The sequence below is a fragment of the Qipengyuania gaetbuli genome, assembly GCF_020171365.1.
GTDB classification, from domain to species: domain Bacteria; phylum Pseudomonadota; class Alphaproteobacteria; order Sphingomonadales; family Sphingomonadaceae; genus Qipengyuania; species Qipengyuania gaetbuli_B.
Genome location: NZ_JAIUZO010000002.1, coordinates 2,433,820 through 2,452,296 on the forward strand (window position 1 = coordinate 2,433,820; position 18,477 = coordinate 2,452,296).

18 protein-coding genes are annotated in these 18,477 nt (G+C 65.4%); 13 read left to right on the forward strand and 5 right to left on the reverse strand.

From position 1 onward, the window contains the following. Window positions 1-22: 22 nt before the first annotated feature. On the forward strand, window positions 23-859 hold the full coding sequence (locus LCL94_RS12545) for a glycoside hydrolase (protein WP_224832485.1): 837 nt from the start codon (window positions 23-25) through the stop codon (window positions 857-859). Here the strand turns inward: LCL94_RS12545 and LCL94_RS12550 are convergent. After that, on the reverse strand, window positions 856-1,497 hold the full coding sequence (locus LCL94_RS12550; protein WP_224832486.1) for a peptidylprolyl isomerase: 642 nt from the start codon (window positions 1,495-1,497) through the stop codon (window positions 856-858). The genes LCL94_RS12545 and LCL94_RS12550 overlap by 4 nt on opposite strands. 217 nt (window positions 1,498-1,714) lie before the next feature. Here LCL94_RS12550 and LCL94_RS12555 point away from each other — a divergent pair, with 217 nt between their 5' ends. The 3 genes from LCL94_RS12555 to creD all read left to right on the forward strand — a co-directional run bounded on the left by LCL94_RS12555 (window position 1,715) and on the right by creD (window position 5,304). Further along, a complete protein-coding gene (locus LCL94_RS12555) occupies window positions 1,715-2,104 on the forward strand; it encodes a BlaI/MecI/CopY family transcriptional regulator (RefSeq protein ID WP_160606934.1) in 390 nt (129 codons plus the stop codon). Further along, window positions 2,101-3,783, forward strand: coding sequence for a M56 family metallopeptidase (locus LCL94_RS12560; RefSeq protein ID WP_224832487.1), 1,683 nt, complete (start codon window positions 2,101-2,103; stop codon window positions 3,781-3,783). The genes LCL94_RS12555 and LCL94_RS12560 overlap by 4 nt, the downstream gene beginning before the upstream one ends. Before the next feature lie 135 nt (window positions 3,784-3,918). After that, a complete protein-coding gene (gene creD / locus LCL94_RS12565; RefSeq protein WP_224832488.1) occupies window positions 3,919-5,304 on the forward strand; it encodes a cell envelope integrity protein CreD in 1,386 nt (461 codons plus the stop codon). 54 nt (window positions 5,305-5,358) lie between these two features. On the opposite strand, the gene LCL94_RS12570 is transcribed toward creD, so the two are convergent. Then, window positions 5,359-6,210: a neutral zinc metallopeptidase gene (locus LCL94_RS12570; protein WP_224832489.1), complete on the reverse strand. Its 852-nt coding sequence runs from the start codon at window positions 6,208-6,210 to the stop codon at window positions 5,359-5,361. Window positions 6,211-6,287: 77 nt separating this feature from the next. Here LCL94_RS12570 and LCL94_RS12575 point away from each other — a divergent pair, with 77 nt between their 5' ends. Genes LCL94_RS12575 through LCL94_RS12595 form a run of 5 tightly spaced genes read left to right on the forward strand, consistent with a single transcriptional unit; the run spans window position 6,288 to window position 10,732 of the window. Then, window positions 6,288-7,043: a 3-hydroxybutyrate dehydrogenase gene (locus LCL94_RS12575; RefSeq protein ID WP_224832490.1), complete on the forward strand. Its 756-nt coding sequence runs from the start codon at window positions 6,288-6,290 to the stop codon at window positions 7,041-7,043. Continuing rightward, the gene (locus LCL94_RS12580; RefSeq protein WP_224832491.1) at window positions 7,043-7,441 is read left to right on the forward strand and encodes a hypothetical protein; all 399 of its coding nucleotides are present in this window, start codon (window positions 7,043-7,045) and stop codon (window positions 7,439-7,441) included. Before LCL94_RS12575 ends, LCL94_RS12580 begins: the two co-directional genes overlap by 1 nt. 39 nt (window positions 7,442-7,480) lie before the next feature. After that, window positions 7,481-8,983 carry an IMP dehydrogenase gene (guaB, locus tag LCL94_RS12585; RefSeq protein WP_224832492.1) on the forward strand — a complete coding sequence of 501 codons (1,503 nt, stop codon included), beginning with the start codon at window positions 7,481-7,483 and terminating at the stop codon, window positions 8,981-8,983. A 3-nt stretch (window positions 8,984-8,986) separates the two neighbouring features. Then, window positions 8,987-10,168: an RsmB/NOP family class I SAM-dependent RNA methyltransferase gene (locus LCL94_RS12590; protein WP_224832493.1), complete on the forward strand. Its 1,182-nt coding sequence runs from the start codon at window positions 8,987-8,989 to the stop codon at window positions 10,166-10,168. A gap of 57 nt (window positions 10,169-10,225) precedes the next feature. Continuing rightward, window positions 10,226-10,732 carry a tetratricopeptide repeat protein gene (locus tag LCL94_RS12595; RefSeq protein ID WP_224832494.1) on the forward strand — a complete coding sequence of 169 codons (507 nt, stop codon included), beginning with the start codon at window positions 10,226-10,228 and terminating at the stop codon, window positions 10,730-10,732. 4 nt (window positions 10,733-10,736) lie between these two features. Here LCL94_RS12595 and LCL94_RS12600 read toward each other — a convergent pair whose 3' ends face one another. Then, on the reverse strand, window positions 10,737-11,174 hold the full coding sequence (locus LCL94_RS12600; RefSeq protein ID WP_263611920.1) for an RNA pyrophosphohydrolase: 438 nt from the start codon (window positions 11,172-11,174) through the stop codon (window positions 10,737-10,739). 32 nt (window positions 11,175-11,206) lie between these two features. Further along, window positions 11,207-12,157: an alpha/beta hydrolase gene (locus LCL94_RS12605; protein WP_224832496.1), complete on the reverse strand. Its 951-nt coding sequence runs from the start codon at window positions 12,155-12,157 to the stop codon at window positions 11,207-11,209. Window positions 12,158-12,331: 174 nt separating this feature from the next. Here LCL94_RS12605 and LCL94_RS12610 point away from each other — a divergent pair, with 174 nt between their 5' ends. Together LCL94_RS12610 and LCL94_RS12615 are read left to right on the forward strand one after the other, a co-directional pair. Next, a complete protein-coding gene (locus LCL94_RS12610; RefSeq protein WP_224832497.1) occupies window positions 12,332-14,281 on the forward strand; it encodes a 2-oxoacid:acceptor oxidoreductase subunit alpha in 1,950 nt (649 codons plus the stop codon). Beyond that, window positions 14,278-15,312: a 2-oxoacid:ferredoxin oxidoreductase subunit beta gene (locus LCL94_RS12615; protein WP_224832498.1), complete on the forward strand. Its 1,035-nt coding sequence runs from the start codon at window positions 14,278-14,280 to the stop codon at window positions 15,310-15,312. The genes LCL94_RS12610 and LCL94_RS12615 overlap by 4 nt, the downstream gene beginning before the upstream one ends. Here the strand turns inward: LCL94_RS12615 and LCL94_RS12620 are convergent, their stop codons facing one another. Then, a complete protein-coding gene (locus tag LCL94_RS12620) occupies window positions 15,313-16,026 on the reverse strand; it encodes a phosphatase PAP2 family protein (protein WP_224832499.1) in 714 nt (237 codons plus the stop codon). Window positions 16,027-16,146: 120 nt separating this feature from the next. Between LCL94_RS12620 and LCL94_RS12625 the strand changes: the two genes are divergently transcribed. Together LCL94_RS12625 and LCL94_RS12630 are read left to right on the forward strand one after the other, a co-directional pair. Further along, window positions 16,147-17,031, forward strand: a complete 885-nt coding sequence (locus LCL94_RS12625; protein WP_412070794.1) for a metal-dependent hydrolase — start codon at window positions 16,147-16,149, stop codon at window positions 17,029-17,031. A gap of 28 nt (window positions 17,032-17,059) precedes the next feature. Continuing rightward, complete coding sequence (locus LCL94_RS12630) at window positions 17,060-18,454, forward strand: cryptochrome/photolyase family protein (RefSeq protein ID WP_224832500.1); 1,395 nt, start codon at window positions 17,060-17,062, stop codon at window positions 18,452-18,454. Window positions 18,455-18,477: the final 23 nt, after the last annotated feature.

Here is an 18,477-nt window from a genome sequence, read left to right on the forward strand (position 1 = left end):
AAGGTCGGCTTCCTTCCTCGCCATGCTCCTCGTGGCAGGTTGCGCGGCTGCGCCAGTGCCTCCGCCGGAGACGGTCGGCGCGGAGCCGTTCTATGCGAAATATGTCGATGCGCGGGGTATCCCGATCCTGTCTTCCGGGCGCGTTTCCGATGCGGCATTGGTCGCCGCCCGAGACATGGCGCGGGACATGCTTTCGCACCGGCCCGAGCTGGCCGAATGGCTGGCCGCGAACGACTACCGCGTTGCGATCATCGCGCAGGACGAGGCGCTGCTCGACCTGCCCGACAAGGCGCACTGGACCAAGCCGGCGCGCGACGATCCGCGGCTGACCCGCTGCGAACTCAAGCATTATGACACGCGCATCGGGGCAAAGAGCGATCGGCAGTATTGGAACGAACGTGCGCGCGGCATCGGCGGTGAACGTACGGTGGGTTCGGAAGAGGACGTGCTCGGCCTGCCGAGCTCGCGCTATTACGGCGAGACGATCTTCGTCCACGAAATGGCGCACAACGTCCTGTTCGCGATCGAGGCGGTCGATCCGGCGCTCTACCGCGAGATCGAGGCAGCCTACGCCAATGCGCTCGCAAGCGACCTCTGGCTGAATGAATACGCCACCACCACCATCCAGGAATACTGGGCGGAGGGGACGCAGGTCTGGTTCAATTCGAACCGGCTGGTGGTGGTCGACGGACGCCGTATCCTGAACCACCCCGATCTCGAGGTCTACGACCCGCGGCTCTACGCCGCTCTCGCGCGCGCCTATGGCTCAAGCCATCGCCTCAAGTCCGATCCCTTCGCGATGAGCGCGGCCCGCGTTCCGCCCGGGCCGATCCCGGAGAATACCGCCGAGGTCTGCTAGTCGCTGGCGGCGGGATCCAGCCGGCGCGCCTCGACGATTTTCACTGGCTGCGCCAGCATCTGGCCCTTCATCCAGCCTTCGCCCTTGTCGGGATCGGTCGGCATGGCATGGATGGCCTGCACTACCTCCATGCCATCCGTGACGTAGCCGAAAACGGCATAGCCGTTGCGCCAGACCGGGTCTTCCGACTTGGGATCGGCGTCCATTCCGGTCGAATCCTGCAGGAAGATCGAGAAATCGCCATTGGCCGTGCCGGGCTCGCCCATCGCCATCGACAGCGCGCCCTTGGTGTGGCTGAGGCCGGTCAACGTGGTCGGCTCGTGCGGAATACCGGGCAGGACACGGTCCGGATCCCACTGCGTGCCGCCCTGGATCAACCCGTTGGGCTGGTCGCCCCAGTCGAGTTTCATCGCGCGGTAGAACACCGTGCCGTCGAACCTGTCCTCGTCGACATAGCGAAGGAAATTGCCGGCAGTGATGGGCGCGCGTTCGGTCTCGAGTGCCACCGTGATGTCGCCTGCAGTGGTTTCGAGGACCACCATGGTGCGTGCCGGCTCAGCAGGCGGGGGCGCTGCTTCCTCCTGCGCCGAAAGCGGCGTGGCAAGGAGGGCGAGGGCGGCGGCGAGGATTCTGCTCATGACGGGGAGACTATCCCAAGATCACGCGGTTTCAACCTTCCTCGCCCGCCCTGTCGTTGGTCGAGAATACGTGTCCTCACGGCGAATTCGGATTGCTCGCCGGACTCCCATCGTCTGCCCTGCGATCGGGTAGGGTTCGCATTTTCTGTTTACAAGCGTAGTCTTGAGAACTACACACGTAAACGAATTCGGCGAAACCGAAGGGGAGATAGAGGCGATGGCCAAGCGTAAACAGGCACCGGGCGAGCGGATCAGCGAAGCTGAGCACGCAGTCATGGAGGCTCTGTGGACCGAAAGCCCGCTGTCGGCTGCCGATGTCTGCGACCGCGTCTGCGCGGCGAACGACTGGTCGATCCCGACGGTAAAAACACTGCTCGGCCGCCTGGTGTCGAAGGGGGCCGTGGGCACCGAACCCGAAGGCCGCCGCTTCCTCTACCATCCACTGATCGAACGCTCCGACTATGTCGGCGGCGAATCGCGCCGTCTCGTCGATCGCCTGTTCGGCGGCCGCGCCGCGCCGCTCTTCGCCCACCTCGCAGAAAACGAAGCGCTCACCGACGCCGATCTGGAAGAGATCGAGGCCCTCCTCAAGGAGATGCGCAAATGACCGAGCTCCTGCGCGAATACTGGGACTGGTTCCTGTTCGACACGCTGGTCTGGACCGGCGCGCTGATCGCACTGGTCATGCTGCTGCGCCGCCCCGTGGCGCGCTATTTCGGATCGGGCGCGGCCTATGCGCTGTGGTTCGTCCCGCTCGCACGGCTGGTCCTGCCGCCGTTCACCCTGCCGGCTTGGATGGGACCGACGCGCGAGAGCGTGCCCGTCAGCTTCGAAACTGCCCCGATGGTCCTGCCAGAACGGGCGGGCTCAGCCTCCACCTATTTCGCCGACATGGCCGCAACGCCGCCTGCGCCGTCGACCTTTCCCGATCCCACCGACCTCGTCATGCCGCTCGTCGCGATCTGGTTGCTGGGTGCGGGAATGATGCTGGTGCGCCGCTTCTGGCTCTATTTCGAGCTGCGCCGCGACCTGCTGGAGTATGCACGGCCCGTGGGAGAGGCAGGCAACATCCGCCTCATCGAAACGCCTGCGATTTCCGGCCCGATGGCGTTCGGCGTGATCGACCGCGTCATCGCGCTGCCCGAAGGTTTCATGGCCAGCCGCGACCGCATGTCGCGCGACCTCGCCATCGCGCACGAACTCGCCCACCACCGCGGCGGCGACCTGATCGTCAACATGGCGGTCCAGCCGCTGTTCGCGATCCACTGGTTCAACCCGCTCGGCTGGCTGGGCTGGAACGCGCTGCGCCGCGACCAGGAAGCCGCCTGCGATGCCCGCGTCGTGGCCGCCCGCCCGCGCGAGGAACGCGCCACTTACGCCGGCATCATCGCCGATTTCGCTCGCCATCCGCAGGGAACGCCGCGTCCGGCGCTCGCCGCGCCGATGGCCTGTCCGGTTCTGGGGGACAAGTCGATCATCCATCGCTTGAGGAGTTTGAACATGTCCGACATTTCGCCGCGCCGCCGCCTTGCGGGACGCGCCACCCTTGCCAGCGCGTTTCTCGCGGTGCCGCTGACCGCGTCGGTCTGCTTTGCCGAAGCCGCTGCCGCGCCGACGCCGCCGGCTGCACCTGAAGCGCCGTTGACCTGGGTCATGCCGGTGCCTGCTGCTCCTCTCGCGCCGCCGGCCCCCGACGCACCGCCCGCTCCCGAAGTGGACGAGGACGTCGATGTCGACATCGATATCCAGCAGGACGGCGAAGTTCGCGTGGAGCGCCGCGTCATCGTCGACAAGGACGGGGAGCGCCGCGTGGTCCGTCGTTTTCGCCGCGACATGAGCGAGGAAGAACGCGCCGAGCTGGAAGCGGACCTTGCGGAAATGGAAGCGGACCTCGCCGAAATGCGCGCCGATACCGCGATGAGCCATGCGAACATGCGCCGCGAAATCACGCTCGCCGTGGCAGAGGCCCATGCCGAAGCTTCCGAGGCTCGGGCAGAGGCAATGGCGGCGGCCGGCGAAGCCATCGCCATGTCCGACATCGCCCGTGCAAGTGCACCGCGTGTCGTGATGAAGTGCAAGGACAAGACCAATATCGTCGCGACCGAAGTGGACGGGAAGGGGCGCACCACCATGTTCGTCTGCGAGGCCAATGCCGACAAGATCGCGCTGACCGCAGTGAAGTCCGCTCGCAAGGCGATCGCCGCCGACCGCAATCTCAGCGACAGCGAACGTGCCGAGGCCCTGCGCGCCATCGACAAGGAAATTGCCGAGCTTAAGCGCAAATAGCGTTCGCCATCACCGACAACCGAGAAGGCCCGGCGTGAAAGCGCCGGGCTTTTTCGTATGGCGGGCCGGGTTCACAAGTTATTCAGTTCGTCGCTCACAAAGCACGTTTCGTCGCAGACGTAAGGAGACGAGACGATGCGAGACAGATCGCCCACGGCAAAACTATTCATCGCGGGGCTGGTCGGCCTCGCGCTCCTGATACCCATGATCATGGTCTACGGCCTCGTGTCCGACCGGCAGGAACAGGCGCGGGTCGCGCAGGACGCCATTACTGCCGGTGCCGGCGGGGCGCAGACCATTTCCGGTCCCGTGCTGGCGATCCCATTTCGCAGCGAACAGGAGGTCCAGACCGTGGTGGACGGCCAGACCGTCACCCGCCCGCGCACCGTCCGTTCGGAGATTTTCCTCTTCCCGCATACCAATGACCTAACCACGACGCTCGAACCCGAGCTGAAGCGCAAGGCCATCTACGAGACGGTCACCTATCTTGCGAAGATAGAAGGCAAGGCGCGCTTCGAACTGCCCGATGACCTCGCCCGCTACGGCGTGAAGCGCGAGCAGCTACTGATCGAAGAGGCTGAAATCCGCTTCTCGACCTTCGATCCGCGCGGCCTTCGCTCTGCGGCAGATGTCCGTGCGGGCGGCAAGCGCGTCGACCTGACACCGGGCAAGGGCGGCGCACAGGGCGGCGGCGGCTTCCACGGGCCGGTCGAATGGAGCGGTACTTCGGCGCTCTCTGTCGACTATGCCTACGTCCTTCGCGGTAGCCGCGCCCTCGCGCTGACGCCCCAGGGCGGCGAGACGCGCTGGACGGTGCGCTCCCCTTGGCAGCACCCGGGCTTTGGCGGCGGTTTCCTGCCCGACGAAAGCGAGATCGGACCCGACGGTTTCAGCGCCCGCTGGACGATCGGCAATCTCGCGCTGGGGCAGGGAATGATGAGCATGACCGACAATCCTTCGGCCCAGCCCCTGGTCCCGCAGGCCGAATATCGCGGAGCCGAAATGGCCGAAGCGGAGGTCGGCCTTGCCACGATCAACCTTGTCGAGCCGGCCGATATCTACGCGCAGGTCGACCGCAGCGTGAAATACGGCTTCCTCTTCATCGGCTTCACATTCCTCGCCTTCCTCCTGTTCGACGTGGTCGGCGGCGCGCGGGTAGCTGCAGCGGAATATCTGCTGACGGGCGCGGGGCTGGTGCTGTTCTTCGTCCTGCTGCTGGCTTTTGCCGAGATTACCGGCTTCGCGCTGGCCTATGTCATTGCCAGCGCGGCGATCATCGGGCTGCTCACCGCCTACAGCGCGGCCGTGCTGGGCGGATGGAAGCGGGCAGGCTTCATCGGCGGGCTGCTGACGCTGCTCTACGGCGGCCTCTACGTCCTCCTCAGCCTCGAGGAAGCGTCGCTGATCGTCGGCGCGCTGGCGATGTTCTTCGCGCTCGCATCGGTCATGTATGCGACCCGCAATCTTGACTGGTCGACGGCGGTGCGCCGCGAGGAGAGCGAGGGCACTTTCGCCCCCTGATTTCTCGCAAAGAAGAAGGGCGCGGGTCTTATCGAGCCGCGCCCTTTTTCATGCCTAGCCGATATTGGTGATGGCGTCGCATTGCCTGTCGTCGCCCTGCAGGCCGAGGCGGAGCGCCTGGCTACGCTGGGCGCTGGTGCCGTGGGTGAAGTTCTCCGAACTCACACGGCCCTTGGTCAGCGTGTCGTCACCGATGGCGGCGGCGGCCTGCATCCCTTCCTCGATATCGCCCGGATCGATAAGGTTGCGGTTCTTGCCTGCCCATACGCCGGCATAGCAGTCGGCCTGCAGTTCCATGAGGACCGATAGCTGGTTCGCCTGGCGCGGATTGGCCTGCTGGTACGACCGGATCTGCTGCGAGATGCCCGTAATGGTCTGGATATGGTGCCCGTATTCATGGGCGATCACGTAATAGCGCGCGAAATCTCCGCGATTGCCCGACATCTGCGCCAGCTGGTCGTAGAAATTCACGTCGATGTAGATGCGCTGGTCGGCCGGGCAATAGAACGGACCCATGCCGACCGAGCCCCTGCCGCAGCCGGTGCTGAAGCTCTCGCTCGTGGCAAACCGCAGCCCCGGCTGCTGGAACTGGTCGCCATAACCCTGTTGCTCGAAGGTCTGTTGCCAGGTTTCGTTGAGCGACAGCAGCGCATTGCACGTCTCGGTCGCGTACTGGTTGGAGGAGCAGATCGCGTCCTCGTCCTCGTTCGTCGGTGCCTGCGCGACCTGGCCCTGCTGCATGCCTTCTACCGTCGCGGCGGTCTGCATTGGGTCGAGGCCGAACACGAAATAGCCCAGCGCGGCGATGATGATCGTCCCGCACCCGATACCGCCCGCTTTGCCGACGCCTCCGCCACCCGTGGTTCCGACGTCGATCCTGCTGGTATCGAATGGATTGAGCCGCATTCATGCCTCCCCGAGATTGACCGTGCCGCGCTCCTGCGCGATGGCACCTTTGCCTATCACAACACTTGAGGCCAGAAATGTTTCTCGAAGGAAAGCGCGCACTTGTAACCGGATCGACCAGCGGCATCGGCCTCGCCATCGCGCGGGCGCTTGCGGCAGAGGGGGCCGAGGTGGTCCTCAACGGGTTCGGCGACGCAGGCGAAATCGCGAAACTGTGCGCGGAACTGGGTGCGACCCACTCCGGCGCGGACCTCACTGACGTTGCCCAGATCGAGGCGATGATGGCCGATAGCGGCGGCATCGACATCCTCGTCAACAATGCCGGGCTCCAGCATGTCGCCCCGGTCGAGGACTTCCCGGTGGCGAAGTGGGACACGATCGTCGCGCTGAACCTGACCGCTGCATTCCACACCACGCGCCTTGCCGTACCGCACATGAAGGCCAAGGGCTGGGGTCGGATCATCAACACCGCCAGCGCCCATTCCAAGGTCGCGAGCCCTTTCAAGAGCGCCTACAACGCGGCCAAGCACGGGCTCGACGGCTTCACCAAGACGATCGCGCTCGAACTGGCGGCAGACGGCATCACCGCGAACTGCATCAGCCCGGGCTATGTCTGGACCCCGCTGGTCGAAAACCAGATCCCCGACACGATGAAGGCTCGCGGCCTCACCCGCGACCAGGTCATCAACGACGTGCTGCTGGTCAAGCAGGCGACCAAGAAGTTCGTCCAGCCCGAGGAAATCGGCGCGCTGGCCGTCTTCCTGTGCCGCACCGAGGCGCAGAACGTCACGGGCGCGAACTGGAGCGTCGATGGCGGCTGGACGGCGGAATAATGACGCGATTGTTCTGGCACGTATTCCGTATTGCCTACGGCGGATTTTTCGCAGTGATCGGTGCGTGGGGCTCTGTCGCCTTGTTCAGGGGGCAAGGTAATCCGTTCCTTTCGGGTGAAGGGCCAGGTCCGGACTTTCAGGCAGCTATGGAGGCGACGGGGTTCCTGGTGCCGACGATGCTCGGCTTGTTCGTGGTAGGCGGACTTGCGTTGTCGATCGAGCGAACTGCGCCCTTGGGTGTTATCCTCCTCGCACCGTTCGTCACCGTTATCTTCTTCTATCACTTACTCCTCGGCGGCAGCGCCATCTGGGGCTTCGGATGGGCCATCGGCCTGGTCATCCTGGCGTGGCGGTATCGCAGCGGTTTCGGTGGACTCGTGAACTACGGTCGAGCTTAGGTCAGCGGCCCACTAGCGCCCGCTCGAAACCGTCGTTACATGGGCCGCCACATTCATCCCGGCAGGCGATTCTCAAACGTGGCACATCTCGACATTCCCCTCGGCCTTACTTTCGACGACGTTCTCCTGCGTCCGGCCGAGAGCGACATCCTTCCCTCGATGGCGAACACCGCCACGCGGCTGACGCGCGGGATCGAACTGAACATCCCCGTCATCTCGTCCGCCATGGACACGGTGACGGAAGCCGACATGGCGATTGCCATGGCGCAGCTGGGCGGCATCGGCGTGCTGCACCGCAACTTCAAGATCAAGGAACAGGCTGCCGCCGTTCGCGCCGTGAAGCGTTATGAAAGCGGCATGGTGGTGAACCCCATTACCATCCGCCCCGACGCCACGCTGGGCGAAGCGCAGGAAATCATGGCCACCAACCGCATCAGCGGCATTCCCGTGACCGATCTTTCGGGCAAGCTGGTGGGTATCCTGACCAACCGCGACGTGCGGTTTGCCGAAAACCCGCGCCAGCCGGTCAAGGAACTCATGACCACCGAAAACCTTGCCACCGTGCCGCTGGGCACGGGCCAGGACGAAGCGCGCCGCCTGCTGCACCAACGCCGCATCGAGAAGCTGCTCGTCGTCGACAATGACGGTCGCTGCGTCGGCCTCATCACGGTCAAGGACATCGAGAAGGCGGTTGCCTATCCCGAAGCCACCAAGGACGAAAACGGCCGCCTGCGCGTGGCAGCCGCCACTACCGTCGGCGACAAGGGTTTCGAGCGCACCGAGGCGCTGATCGACGCCGAAGTCGACGTGGTAGTCATCGACACCGCGCACGGCCACAACAAGGAAGTTTCCAAGGCTGTCGAACGGGTCAAGAAACTGTCTAACACCGTGCAGGTGATCGCGGGTAACGTAGCTACTGCAGAAGCCACCCGGGCGCTCGTCGATGCGGGCGCGGACGCGGTCAAGGTCGGCATCGGCCCCGGCTCGATCTGCACAACCCGCGTCGTTGCCGGCGTCGGCGTGCCGCAGCTTACCGCGATCATGGACTGCGCCGAAGCGGCCGAGAAGGCGGGCGTACCCGTGATCGGCGACGGCGGCCTGCGCACCAGCGGCGATGCAGCCAAGGCACTCGCGGCCGGCGCGTCGACCATCATGGTCGGCTCCATGCTCGCAGGCACGGAAGAAGCGCCGGGCGAAACCTTCATCTACCAGGGCCGCAGCTACAAGAGCTATCGCGGCATGGGCAGCGTGGGCGCGATGGCGCGCGGCAGCGCCGACCGGTACTTCCAGGCCGACGTTTCGCAGCAGAAGCTGGTGCCCGAAGGGATCGAGGGCCAGGTGCCTTACAAGGGTCCGGCAGCGGCCGTGATCCACCAGCTCGTCGGCGGCATCAAGGCAGCCATGGGCTATACCGGCAGCGCCACGATCGAGGACCTGCGCAAGCGCGCCCAGTTCGTGCGCATCACCAATGCAGGCCTCGCAGAGAGCCACGTCCACGACGTTGCGATCACCCGCGAGGCACCGAACTATCCGACGCGCTAGGTCATGACTCCCGCAGCGCGGGTCCAGACCGCCATCGAGCTGCTCGATGCGATCATCGCCTCGGCGCGCGCCAAGGGTGCGCCGGCTGACCGCATCCTGGCGGAGTGGTTCCGCAACAACCGCTTTGCCGGCTCGAAGGACCGCAGAGCCATTCGCGAACTTGTCTTCGCGGCAATCCGCGCCTGCGGTCCGGTTCCGGATACGGGCAGGGCGGCCATGCTGCGGCTTGCGCAGCAGGATCAGAGCCTATCGGCGCTGTTCGACGGGTCGCAGTACGGTCCTGCCTTACTGGGCGAGGGCGAGCCGGTTGCAGAAGGCGGCGTGGCGCCGCGTTGGCTGACCGACCGCCTCGGCCAGTCGGGCATCGACGGCGAAGAGGCCGCAGCACTGCTTGGCCGCGCACCGCTCGACATCAGGGTGAACACGCTGAAGGCGGAGCGCGCGACCCTTTCGCTCCCCGCACCGGCCGAGCCGACTGCCGCGCCTCAGGCCCTGCGTCTCGAACCGGGCACGCAGGTCGAGCAATGGGCCGAATGGCGCGACGGTAAAATCGAGATCCAGGACACGGGATCGCAGATGGCCTGCCTCGCTCTCGGCGCCGAGCCGGGCGAGACGGTTATCGACCTGTGCGCAGGCGGCGGGGGCAAGACGCTGGCTCTGACAGCCGCGATGGACAATCTCGGGCGGCTGGTGGCGAGCGATACGGACCGCAACCGCCTGTCGGCGCTGGCACCGCGGGCCGAGCGCGCTGGCGCGACCAATATCGAGACGAGGCTCCTCAACCCGGGACAAGAAATGGAAGCGCTGGCGGACCTCGCCGGCCAGGCCGACGCCGTGCTGATCGATGCGCCGTGTTCCGGCACGGGGACGTGGCGGCGCAATCCCGAGGCGCGCTGGCGGCTCGACGACAAAGAACTGGGGCGGCTGACCGCGATCCAGTCGCGCTTGCTCGATATCGCAGCCGGTTTGCTCAAGCCGGGAGGCCGGCTGGTCTACGTCACCTGCTCGCTGCTGGACGAGGAAGGGGCAGGACAGTTCGACGCCTTTCTCGCGCGCACCGGAGACTTCCGAGCGGTCATACCGGAACTACCGGCGGGCCGGCACCGCGGGCACGGAATCCGGCTCACGCCGTCCCATGCCGGGACCGATGGATTTTTCATCGCCCGTGCAGAAAAGTCGTGTTAGCCTTTGGAAATGGCCGATCTGCGTCCATCAGTGAACCGGTCCCTTACGGAGACAATCATGCGTTTTGCCCCCGCCGCTACTGCTCTGTCGCTTGCCTTCGCCCTCACGGCCAGCGTCAGCTGGGGTAACGAACGCAATCCCGAACCGCGGGCAGGCGTGCTGATCGCGCAGGGCCAGGCAGCACTCGAAGCGGGCGACACGCAGGGCGCGATCGACGCGTTCGAAGCGGCGCTGGCGGTGGACCCGGGTCACACGCCGATCTTCATCCGCCTTGCCGAAGCGGCCCGTGCCGAGAACCTGCAGGGCAAGGCGATCCGCTATTACCGCGAAGCACTGGACCGTGATCCCAAGAACCTTGCCGCGCTTGCCGGTGAAGGCGCTGCGCTGGCCGAAAAGGGCGCGGTCGAAAAGGCACGCGCAAAACTCGCCGAAGTTCGCTCGCTGTGCGGCGACAGCTGCGCCGAAACGCAGCGCCTGACCGCCGCGATCGCCGCCGGTCCGCGCACGCCTGTCCTGACTGCCGAAGCCAAGTTGCCCGACGCGCAGCCGGTCCAGTCGAACTAGGCGCTCAGACCAGTTCGCGGAAGGCTTCGACCACCGCGCGATAGACCCGCTTCTTGAACGGTACGATCAGCTCCGGCAGCTGGTCGGGCTCGGCCCATTTCCAGTCGCAGAATTCGGGCGGATCGTGCGCTTCCAGGTCAATGTCGGCATCCTCGCCGGAAAACCGGGCGAGGAACCAGACCTGTTCCTGTCCGCGATACCTGCCGCCCCACAGCTTGCCGATGAGTTCTTCCGGCAGGTCGTAGCGCACGGGCTCCTTCATCCGGTCGATGATCGCCACGTGTTCGGCGCGCGCGCCGGTTTCCTCGGCCAGTTCGCGCAGCGCCGCTTCGTGAAGGTCCTCGCCCTCGTCGACGCCGCCCTGCGGCATCTGCCACCAGTCCCCTTCCTTGTTGTCGATCCGCCGGCCCACGAAAACGCGTCCGTGTCCATTGACCAGCATCACGCCCACACAGGGCCGGTAGCCGAGTTCGCTCACCTGTATCGCTCCACCATCAGTCTGATTGCATCGAGGAAGGCATCGAGATCCTTCTGCCCGCTCGGTATAGCCTTTCTCAGCGTCGTAAAGCCGTGAATGATACCGGGGAACTCGAGATAGACGACCTCGGTCCCCTGCTGGATCAGGTGGGCGGCATATTCGCGGCCCGAATCGCGCAGCGGGTCGAGGCCGGCGGTGCAGACCACCGTCGGCGGCGTGTTGCTGCAATCGCCGACCATCGGGGTGTGCCGCGGGTCGCCGGCATCGCCGCCATACTGGTCGGTGAACCACGCCATGGCCGCGCGGGTTAGCAGGAACCCTTCGGCAAAGTCGCGCAGCGAGTTGTGGTGCGTCGTGTCGCTCGCCACCGGGTAGATCGGCGCCTGGACGATCACGGGCACCTTGGCCGGTTCGTTGACCAGCTGGTTGGTGGTGACGATCGTCAGATTGCCGCCTGCGCTGTCGCCCGTGATGACGAGGCCGGTGATTTCGCGTCCCAGTTCGGCAGGCGAGGTCGCGACCCAGCGCGCCGCCGCTTCGCAATCGTCGGGTGCGGCGGGGAAGGGGTGTTCGGGCGCCAGGCGGTAATCGACCGACACGACCGGCAGGTCCAGCTGGTGGGCGATTTCGGTGCAGAGCGAATCGTAGACCTCGAGATCGCCGATCACGAAGCCGCCGCCATGGATGAAGATCACACAGGGGCCGGCCTCGCGGCTGTCGAGCGGATCGTAGAAGCGCAGCGGGATGTCGCCCGCCGGTCCCGGGCACGTGAGGTCCTTGCGAACGGCCATCGGGCGGGCAGGCGCTTCGGCGATCTGGCCCATGGCGCGCATCTGGTTGCGACCTTCCACCGCGCCGACTTCCTCGACCCCCTTGCCGCCGATCTGCTCGAGCATGTCGAGAAATCCACGCACGTCATCGCGCACGAAGTGTTCGGTATCGGCCATCGCTATTCTCTCCCATTCGTTTCGAATTGAGACTTAGCGCGTCGGCAGCGCTTTTCCACCGGGCTTTTTGGCGCTAGCAGAGAAACTTCATTGCGAGAGGAAGGGGTGGCTCCTAGGTGCCGCTCCGAACGGAAAAGCGCCGCCGGGTGCGGCGCGCGACAAGGATAAGATTGGATGGCAACAGCCGCTCCCGATAGCGTCGGCTCGCCGCAGGACGGCATCCCCGCAAGCCCCGAAGCCATCGTGGTCCGGTTCGCCGGCGACTCCGGCGACGGCATGCAGCTCACCGGGGGACAGTTCACGCTGTCGACCGCGCTGGCCGGCAACGACCTCGCCACGTTCCCCGACTTCCCGGCCGAAATCCGCGCGCCGCAGGGTACGCTGTTCGGCGTTTCCGCCTTCCAGATCAATTTCGGCAGCCGCGAGATCAATACGGCGGGTGACGCGCCCGACGTGCTGGTGGCGATGAACCCGGCCGCGCTCAAGGTGAACCTCGCCGCGCTGAAGCCGGGCGGGCTGATCATCGCCGACACCGGCGCCTTCACCAAGCGCAACCTCGACAAGGCGCATTATGATGCGAACCCGCTCGAGGACGGGAGCCTTGCCAAGTACGATGTGCTGGCCTTCGACATCAGCGAAAAGACCATCGAGGCGGTGAAACCCTACGGTCTCGGCAACAAGGATGCGCTGCGGTCCAAGAACATGTGGACGCTCGGCCTTGCGCTGTGGATGTTCGACCGTGACCGCGCGCCGATCCACGACTGGCTGCGCGCCAAGTTCAAGTCGAAGCCTGACATCGCCGATGCGAACATCGCTGCGCTCGACGCGGGCCATGCCTATGGCGAAACCGCCGAACTGGCAGGTCCGCTGAAGCAGGTCCATGTCGATCCGGTACCCAGCGCGCCGGGCCTTTATCGTACCGTAACCGGCGCAGAAGCGGTCAGCCTGGGCCTTGTTGCGGGCGCACAATTGGCTGAACTGCCGATGTTCTTCGGCGGCTATCCGATCACGCCCGCATCGGCGATTCTGCACCACCTTGCCCGGCTCAAGGAATTCGGCGTTACGACCTTCCAGGCGGAAGACGAGATCGCCGCGATCTGCGCCGCCATCGGTGCGAGCTATGCCGGCCAGCTGGGCGTCACTTCTTCGTCGGGTCCCGGCATCGCGCTGAAGGGCGAGGCGATGGGCCTTGCCATCATGACCGAGCTGCCGCTGGTGATCGTCAATTCGCAGCGTGGCGGTCCGTCGACCGGCCTGCCGACCAAGACCGAGCAGAGCGATCTCTACCAGGCCGTTTATGGCCGCAACGGCGATGCGCCAATGCCGGTCATTGCCGCGCGCAGTCCGTCCGATGCGTTCGAAGTCGCGATCGAGGCCTGCCGCATCGCGGTCGAGTACATGACGCCCGTCATGCTGCTGACCGACGGCTACATCGCCAATGCCGCCGAGCCGTGGAAGGTGCCCGATCCGGCCGACTACACGCCGTTCCCCGCCAAGTTCCTCGAAGAGAAGAACGATGGCGACCGCCTGCTTCCCTACAAGCGCGACGAGAAGGGCGCACGCCCCTGGATCAAGCCCGGCACACCTGGTCTGATGCACCGCATCGGCGGGATCGAGAAGCACGAGCTGACCGGCAATATCGACTATTCGCCCGACAACCACCAGCGCATGACCGACCTGCGCAAGGGCAAGGTCGACGGCGTTGCGGTGCCCGACCAGGACGTCTGCCTCGGCAAGTCGAAGGGCAAGCTCGCCGTGGTGGGCTGGGGTTCGACTTTCGGCCCGATCCACCGCGCGGTCGACAATTCGATCCGCCGGGGCCTCGACGTCAGCCACATCCACGTGCGCCACATCTGGCCGCTGCCGAAGAACCTCGGCGATTTGCTGCGCGGTTTCGACCACGTGCTGGTGCCCGAAATGAACACCGGCCAGTTCAAGACCGTGCTGCGCGACCAGTACCTGATCGACGCCCAGCCGCTGACCAAGACCAGCGGCCAGCCGTTCCAGATCGCCGAACTCGAAGCCGAGATTGCCAAGTTCTTCGACGGCGTCCCCGGCAACGAAGGCGGGCAGGTTCCCGCGAACGACCAGCAGCTTCCCAGCACCGAAGGAGGTGCAGAATGAACGCCCCTGCCAAATTCGAGACCACGCTCAAGGACTGGGAAACCGACCAGGAGGTCCGCTGGTGCCCCGGTTGCGGCGACTATGCCATCCTGAAGGCCGTGCAGCGCACGTTGCCGCAGCTTGGTGCGAACCCGGCCAACACCTGCTTCATCAGCGGTATCGGCTGTTCGAGCCGGTTCCCCTATTACATGGAAACCTACGGCTTCCACACGATCCACGGCCGCGCGCCGGCTTTCGCGACGGGGGCGAAGCTCGCCAATCCCGATCTCGACATCTGGCTGGTGACCGGTGACGGCGACGGCCTGTCCATCGGCGGCAACCACCTGATGCACGTGCTGCGCCGTAACGTGAACATGCAGATCATGCTGTTCAACAACGAGATCTACGGCCTCACCAAAGGCCAGTACTCGCCCACCAGCCGCGAAGGAACCAAGTCGCCTTCGACCCCGCTGGGCAGCGTCGACCATCCCGCCCGTCCGGCTGCTTTCGCGCTGGGTGCGGGGGCGCGCTTCGTTGGCCGCGGCTTCGACGTTTCGAAGAACCTGCCCGACGTGCTGATGGCAGCCCATGCCCACCAAGGCGCGGCCTTCATCGAGATTTTCCAGAACTGCATCGTCTACAACAAGGACGTGTTCGATGATTTCGCCGCGCCCAAGGGTGCCGAAGACCGCCAGCTCTGGCTCGAAAACGGCAAGCCCATGCTGTTCGCAGGCGACACCAAGGGCATCACGCTCGACCGGGAGAAGCTGACGCTGGGCGTGGTCGACGTGGTCGATGGCGACTGGGAAGCGGCAGGCGTGATCGTCCACGACGTTACCAACCGCTCGATCGCGCACATGCTCGTCGAAATGCCCTTCGGCCCGTTCCCGATGGCTCTCGGCGTGCTTTACGACGATCCGCGCCCGACTTTCGAAAGAGCGGTGATCGCAGAGCGTGAGCAGGCGAGTGCGGGCAAGGAAGCCAATCTCGCCAAGCTGCTGGGCAAGGGCCAGACCTGGACGGTCAGCGGCACGGCGCAGGATCCGGTCTGATCAGGCCGGGTCCTTGCCCGGCTGTTCCATCTTTCGCCTGTCCTGAAGCCTGGTCGCCACCAGGCCCATGGCGAGCGCCCATGCCGCACCAACGGTCCACCCGCCGAGCACGTCGGTCGGATAATGCACGCCGAGATAGAGGCGGGTGAAGCCGATGGTCAGCACCAGTAGCGCCGCAACGCCGATCACGAAAAGCCGTGTTCGTCGCTCCTCGAAACTTCGCGAAATCATCACGGCCAGCGTGAGATAGATGATCGCGCTGTTCATCGAATGGCCGCTCGGAAAACTGAGCGAAGTGACTTCGACGAGATGCGGCACCGCTTCGGGCCGCGCGCGGGCAAAAAGTTCCTTCAGTAGCGTGCCGAATAGCGCGCCGCCGCCAGTGGCAAGCGCGGTGTAGAACGCCTGCCTCACGCGCCCCCGTGTCAGCAGGAATGCGACCGCAAGGGCGGACACCAGCGTCAGCACGGTCACACCGCCCAATGCGGTGAGGTCGCGCATGGCAGGCAGCAGCCAGTCCGGACCGATCGGCGTCGACAGGTCGTCGGGCGTGCGAAGCGCCCGCAGGAAGCCCGTGTCGAAGGCCTTCGTCTCGCCTTCCGCCATCTCGTCCGCAAGGCTGATGAAGCCTGCCGTCAGCGCCGCGCCCAGCGCAAGGCCGATAAGCAGCTTCTGTTCGCGGTGGATGTATGTCTTCAGGCTGGAAAGCGGCACGGAAATTCCTCTAGGACGACCTGACCGCAACGTGCGAAGCTGCGGATATTTCCACGAAGGAGAGGTCGCCTGGACAATCTTACCCATTCGCTGGTCGGCGCGCTGATCGGCCAGGCAGGGCTGAAGAAGAAAACCGGGCTGGCGATGCCTGCGCTGATCATCGGGGCGAACCTGCCCGATGTGGATGCGGCCTGCCTGTTCTGGCTGGAAGGGGTCGAACACCTCGGCTTCCGTCGCGGCATTACCCACGGGCCGCCTGCGCTGGTGCTGCTACCCCTGCTGCTGGCCGGCCTGCTCTACGGATACGACCGCTGGCAGGAGAAGCGCGGCACGCGGCCCCAAGGGCGGCTGCCGGTCGATTTCAAATGGCTCTACCTCGTCAGCCTGATCGGGTGCCTGACCCATCCGGCGCTCGACTGGATGAACGTCTATGGCATCCGCCTGCTGGAGCCGTTTTCCTCGCGCTGGTTCTATGGCGACACGCTGTTCATCATCGACTTGTGGCTGTGGGCGCTGCTGGGCTTTGCGACGTGGTTTTCCCTCCGGCGCGAGAAGCGCGGCGGTGCGTGGCAAGGCCCGGCCAGGGCCGCGCTTGCCGCCATGCTCGCCTATATCGGCGTGAACCATGCGATCACGCGGCAGGCGGAGGCCGAGCTGCGCGAAAGCCCCACCGGAACCGACATCGTCATCGCTAGCCCGGTGCCTTTCTGGTTCTGGCAACGCGAGATGATCGCAGGCGGCAACGGGCTCTACACGCTAGGCGAGGATACGAGCTTGCCCGGCGTGCCGCTCGACCGGTGCGACCTGATGACGCCCTATACCTTCAATTCGCAGGTCCGGGCCTTCCTGTTCTGGTCGCGCACGCCCTATATCGTGCCGCGCGAAGACGGCACGCTGTGGCTGCAGGATGCCCGCTTTTCCGACCCTCGCGCCAGCGGACGCTTCGAAGTGCAATTGCCCTCCGATGCCTGCCCGGGAATTCGCACGGAACCGAGGGCGCAGTGACCCCGTTCCCCTCGCAAAAGGGGTTTTCATGAGTTTACCACAGATCGTCTGGTTGCGGCGCGACTTGCGCATGGCCGACCAGCCTGCGCTCCATGCCGCGGCCAAGGCCGGGCCGGTCATTCCGGTCTATGTCCTCGACGACGAACGGGCGGGCGACCACGCCTATGGCGGTGCGTCGCGCTGGTGGCTGCACCATTCGCTGGAATCGCTCGGCCGTTCGCTGGGCGCTCGCAAGTCGCGGATCGTGCTGCGCAAGGGCGACGCGCCGCAGGTGCTTGCTGCTCTCGCCGACGAGACGGGTGCGAGCTGCATCCACGCCATCCGCCATTACGAGCCCTGGTGGAAGGAGGCGGAGGACGAGCTGCGCGATGCGCTGGGCGAGGGGCGCAAGCTGTGCCTCTACGACGGGAATTACCTGATGCCGCCGGGCAGCGTGACGACCGGCTCGGGCGACCCTTACAAGATCTACACGCCGTTTTCGAAGGCGCTGCTCGAACACATGCCCCCGCGCGATGTGCTGGGCGAGCCGGATACGATCCATTCGCCCGAGGCATGGCCCGATAGCGACACTCTGGAAGACTGGGACCTGCTGCCGACCAGGCCCGACTGGGCGGGCGGTTTCCGCGCGTTCTGGGAAGTGGGCGAGGCGGCGGCGCATGGCCGGCTCGACTGGTGGGTGGACCGCGTGGGCGACTATGACGAGGGGCGCAACCTGCCGTCCAAGGACATCACCTCGCGCCTGTCGCCGCATCTGCACTGGGGCGAGATCAGTCCTGCGCAGGTGTGGCACAAGCTCAAGGACAAACGGTCCGACGGGTGGAGGACCTTTGTGAAGGAGATCATCTGGCGCGATTATGCGCAGAACGTGATCGACCAGTTCCCCGACTATCCGCGGACAAGCTACCGCGACTATGACGAGCGCAAGCTGTGGCGCAATCCCGATGCCGGGCACCTGATCCGCGAGGACCTGAAATGCTGGCAGCGCGGCATGACCGGCTATCCGGTGGTAGATGCGGGAATGCGCCAGCTGTGGCGGACCGGCTGGATGCACAACCGCGTGCGGATGATCGCGGCGAGCTTCCTCGTGAAGCACCTGCTGATCGACTGGCGTTTCGGCGAACAATGGTTCTGGGACTGCCTCGTCGATGCCGATTACGGCAATAACGGCGTCAACTGGCAGTGGATCAGCGGCACGGGCGTCGACAGCAACATGTTCGTGCGCATCATGGCGCCGCTCACCCAGAGCGAGAAGTTCGACGCGGCGGGATACATCCGCGAGTACGTGCCGGAGCTTGCAAGACTGTCCGATGCGGAGATCCACGATCCGCCGGACCACCAGCGCGGCAAGTATCCCAAGAAAATGATCGGCCACAAGGAAGCGCGCGAACGGGCGTTGGAGGCCTACAAGTCGGCCAAGTCGTAGCGGACTTGTCGCAGGCGCGGCTG

Coding starts and splice junctions, on each gene's coding strand:
- LCL94_RS12615 (WP_224832498.1), top strand. CDS start 14,278: ATGAACGCCCCTGCCAAATTCGAGACCACGCTCAAGGACTGGGAAACC.
- LCL94_RS12600 (WP_263611920.1), bottom strand. CDS start 11,174: ATGCTGGTCAATGGACACGGACGCGTTTTCGTGGGCCGGCGGATCGAC.
- guaB (WP_224832492.1), top strand. CDS start 7,481: ATGGGCCGCCACATTCATCCCGGCAGGCGATTCTCAAACGTGGCACAT.
- LCL94_RS12595 (WP_224832494.1), top strand. CDS start 10,226: ATGCGTTTTGCCCCCGCCGCTACTGCTCTGTCGCTTGCCTTCGCCCTC.
- LCL94_RS12555 (WP_160606934.1), top strand. CDS start 1,715: ATGGCCAAGCGTAAACAGGCACCGGGCGAGCGGATCAGCGAAGCTGAG.
- LCL94_RS12590 (WP_224832493.1), top strand. CDS start 8,987: ATGACTCCCGCAGCGCGGGTCCAGACCGCCATCGAGCTGCTCGATGCG.
- LCL94_RS12605 (WP_224832496.1), bottom strand. CDS start 12,157: ATGGCCGATACCGAACACTTCGTGCGCGATGACGTGCGTGGATTTCTC.
- LCL94_RS12560 (WP_224832487.1), top strand. CDS start 2,101: ATGACCGAGCTCCTGCGCGAATACTGGGACTGGTTCCTGTTCGACACG.
- LCL94_RS12550 (WP_224832486.1), bottom strand. CDS start 1,497: ATGAGCAGAATCCTCGCCGCCGCCCTCGCCCTCCTTGCCACGCCGCTT.
- LCL94_RS12575 (WP_224832490.1), top strand. CDS start 6,288: ATGTTTCTCGAAGGAAAGCGCGCACTTGTAACCGGATCGACCAGCGGC.
- LCL94_RS12545 (WP_224832485.1), top strand. CDS start 23: ATGCTCCTCGTGGCAGGTTGCGCGGCTGCGCCAGTGCCTCCGCCGGAG.
- LCL94_RS12610 (WP_224832497.1), top strand. CDS start 12,332: ATGGCAACAGCCGCTCCCGATAGCGTCGGCTCGCCGCAGGACGGCATC.
- creD (WP_224832488.1), top strand. CDS start 3,919: ATGCGAGACAGATCGCCCACGGCAAAACTATTCATCGCGGGGCTGGTC.
- LCL94_RS12630 (WP_224832500.1), top strand. CDS start 17,060: ATGAGTTTACCACAGATCGTCTGGTTGCGGCGCGACTTGCGCATGGCC.
- LCL94_RS12580 (WP_224832491.1), top strand. CDS start 7,043: ATGACGCGATTGTTCTGGCACGTATTCCGTATTGCCTACGGCGGATTT.
- LCL94_RS12570 (WP_224832489.1), bottom strand. CDS start 6,210: ATGCGGCTCAATCCATTCGATACCAGCAGGATCGACGTCGGAACCACG.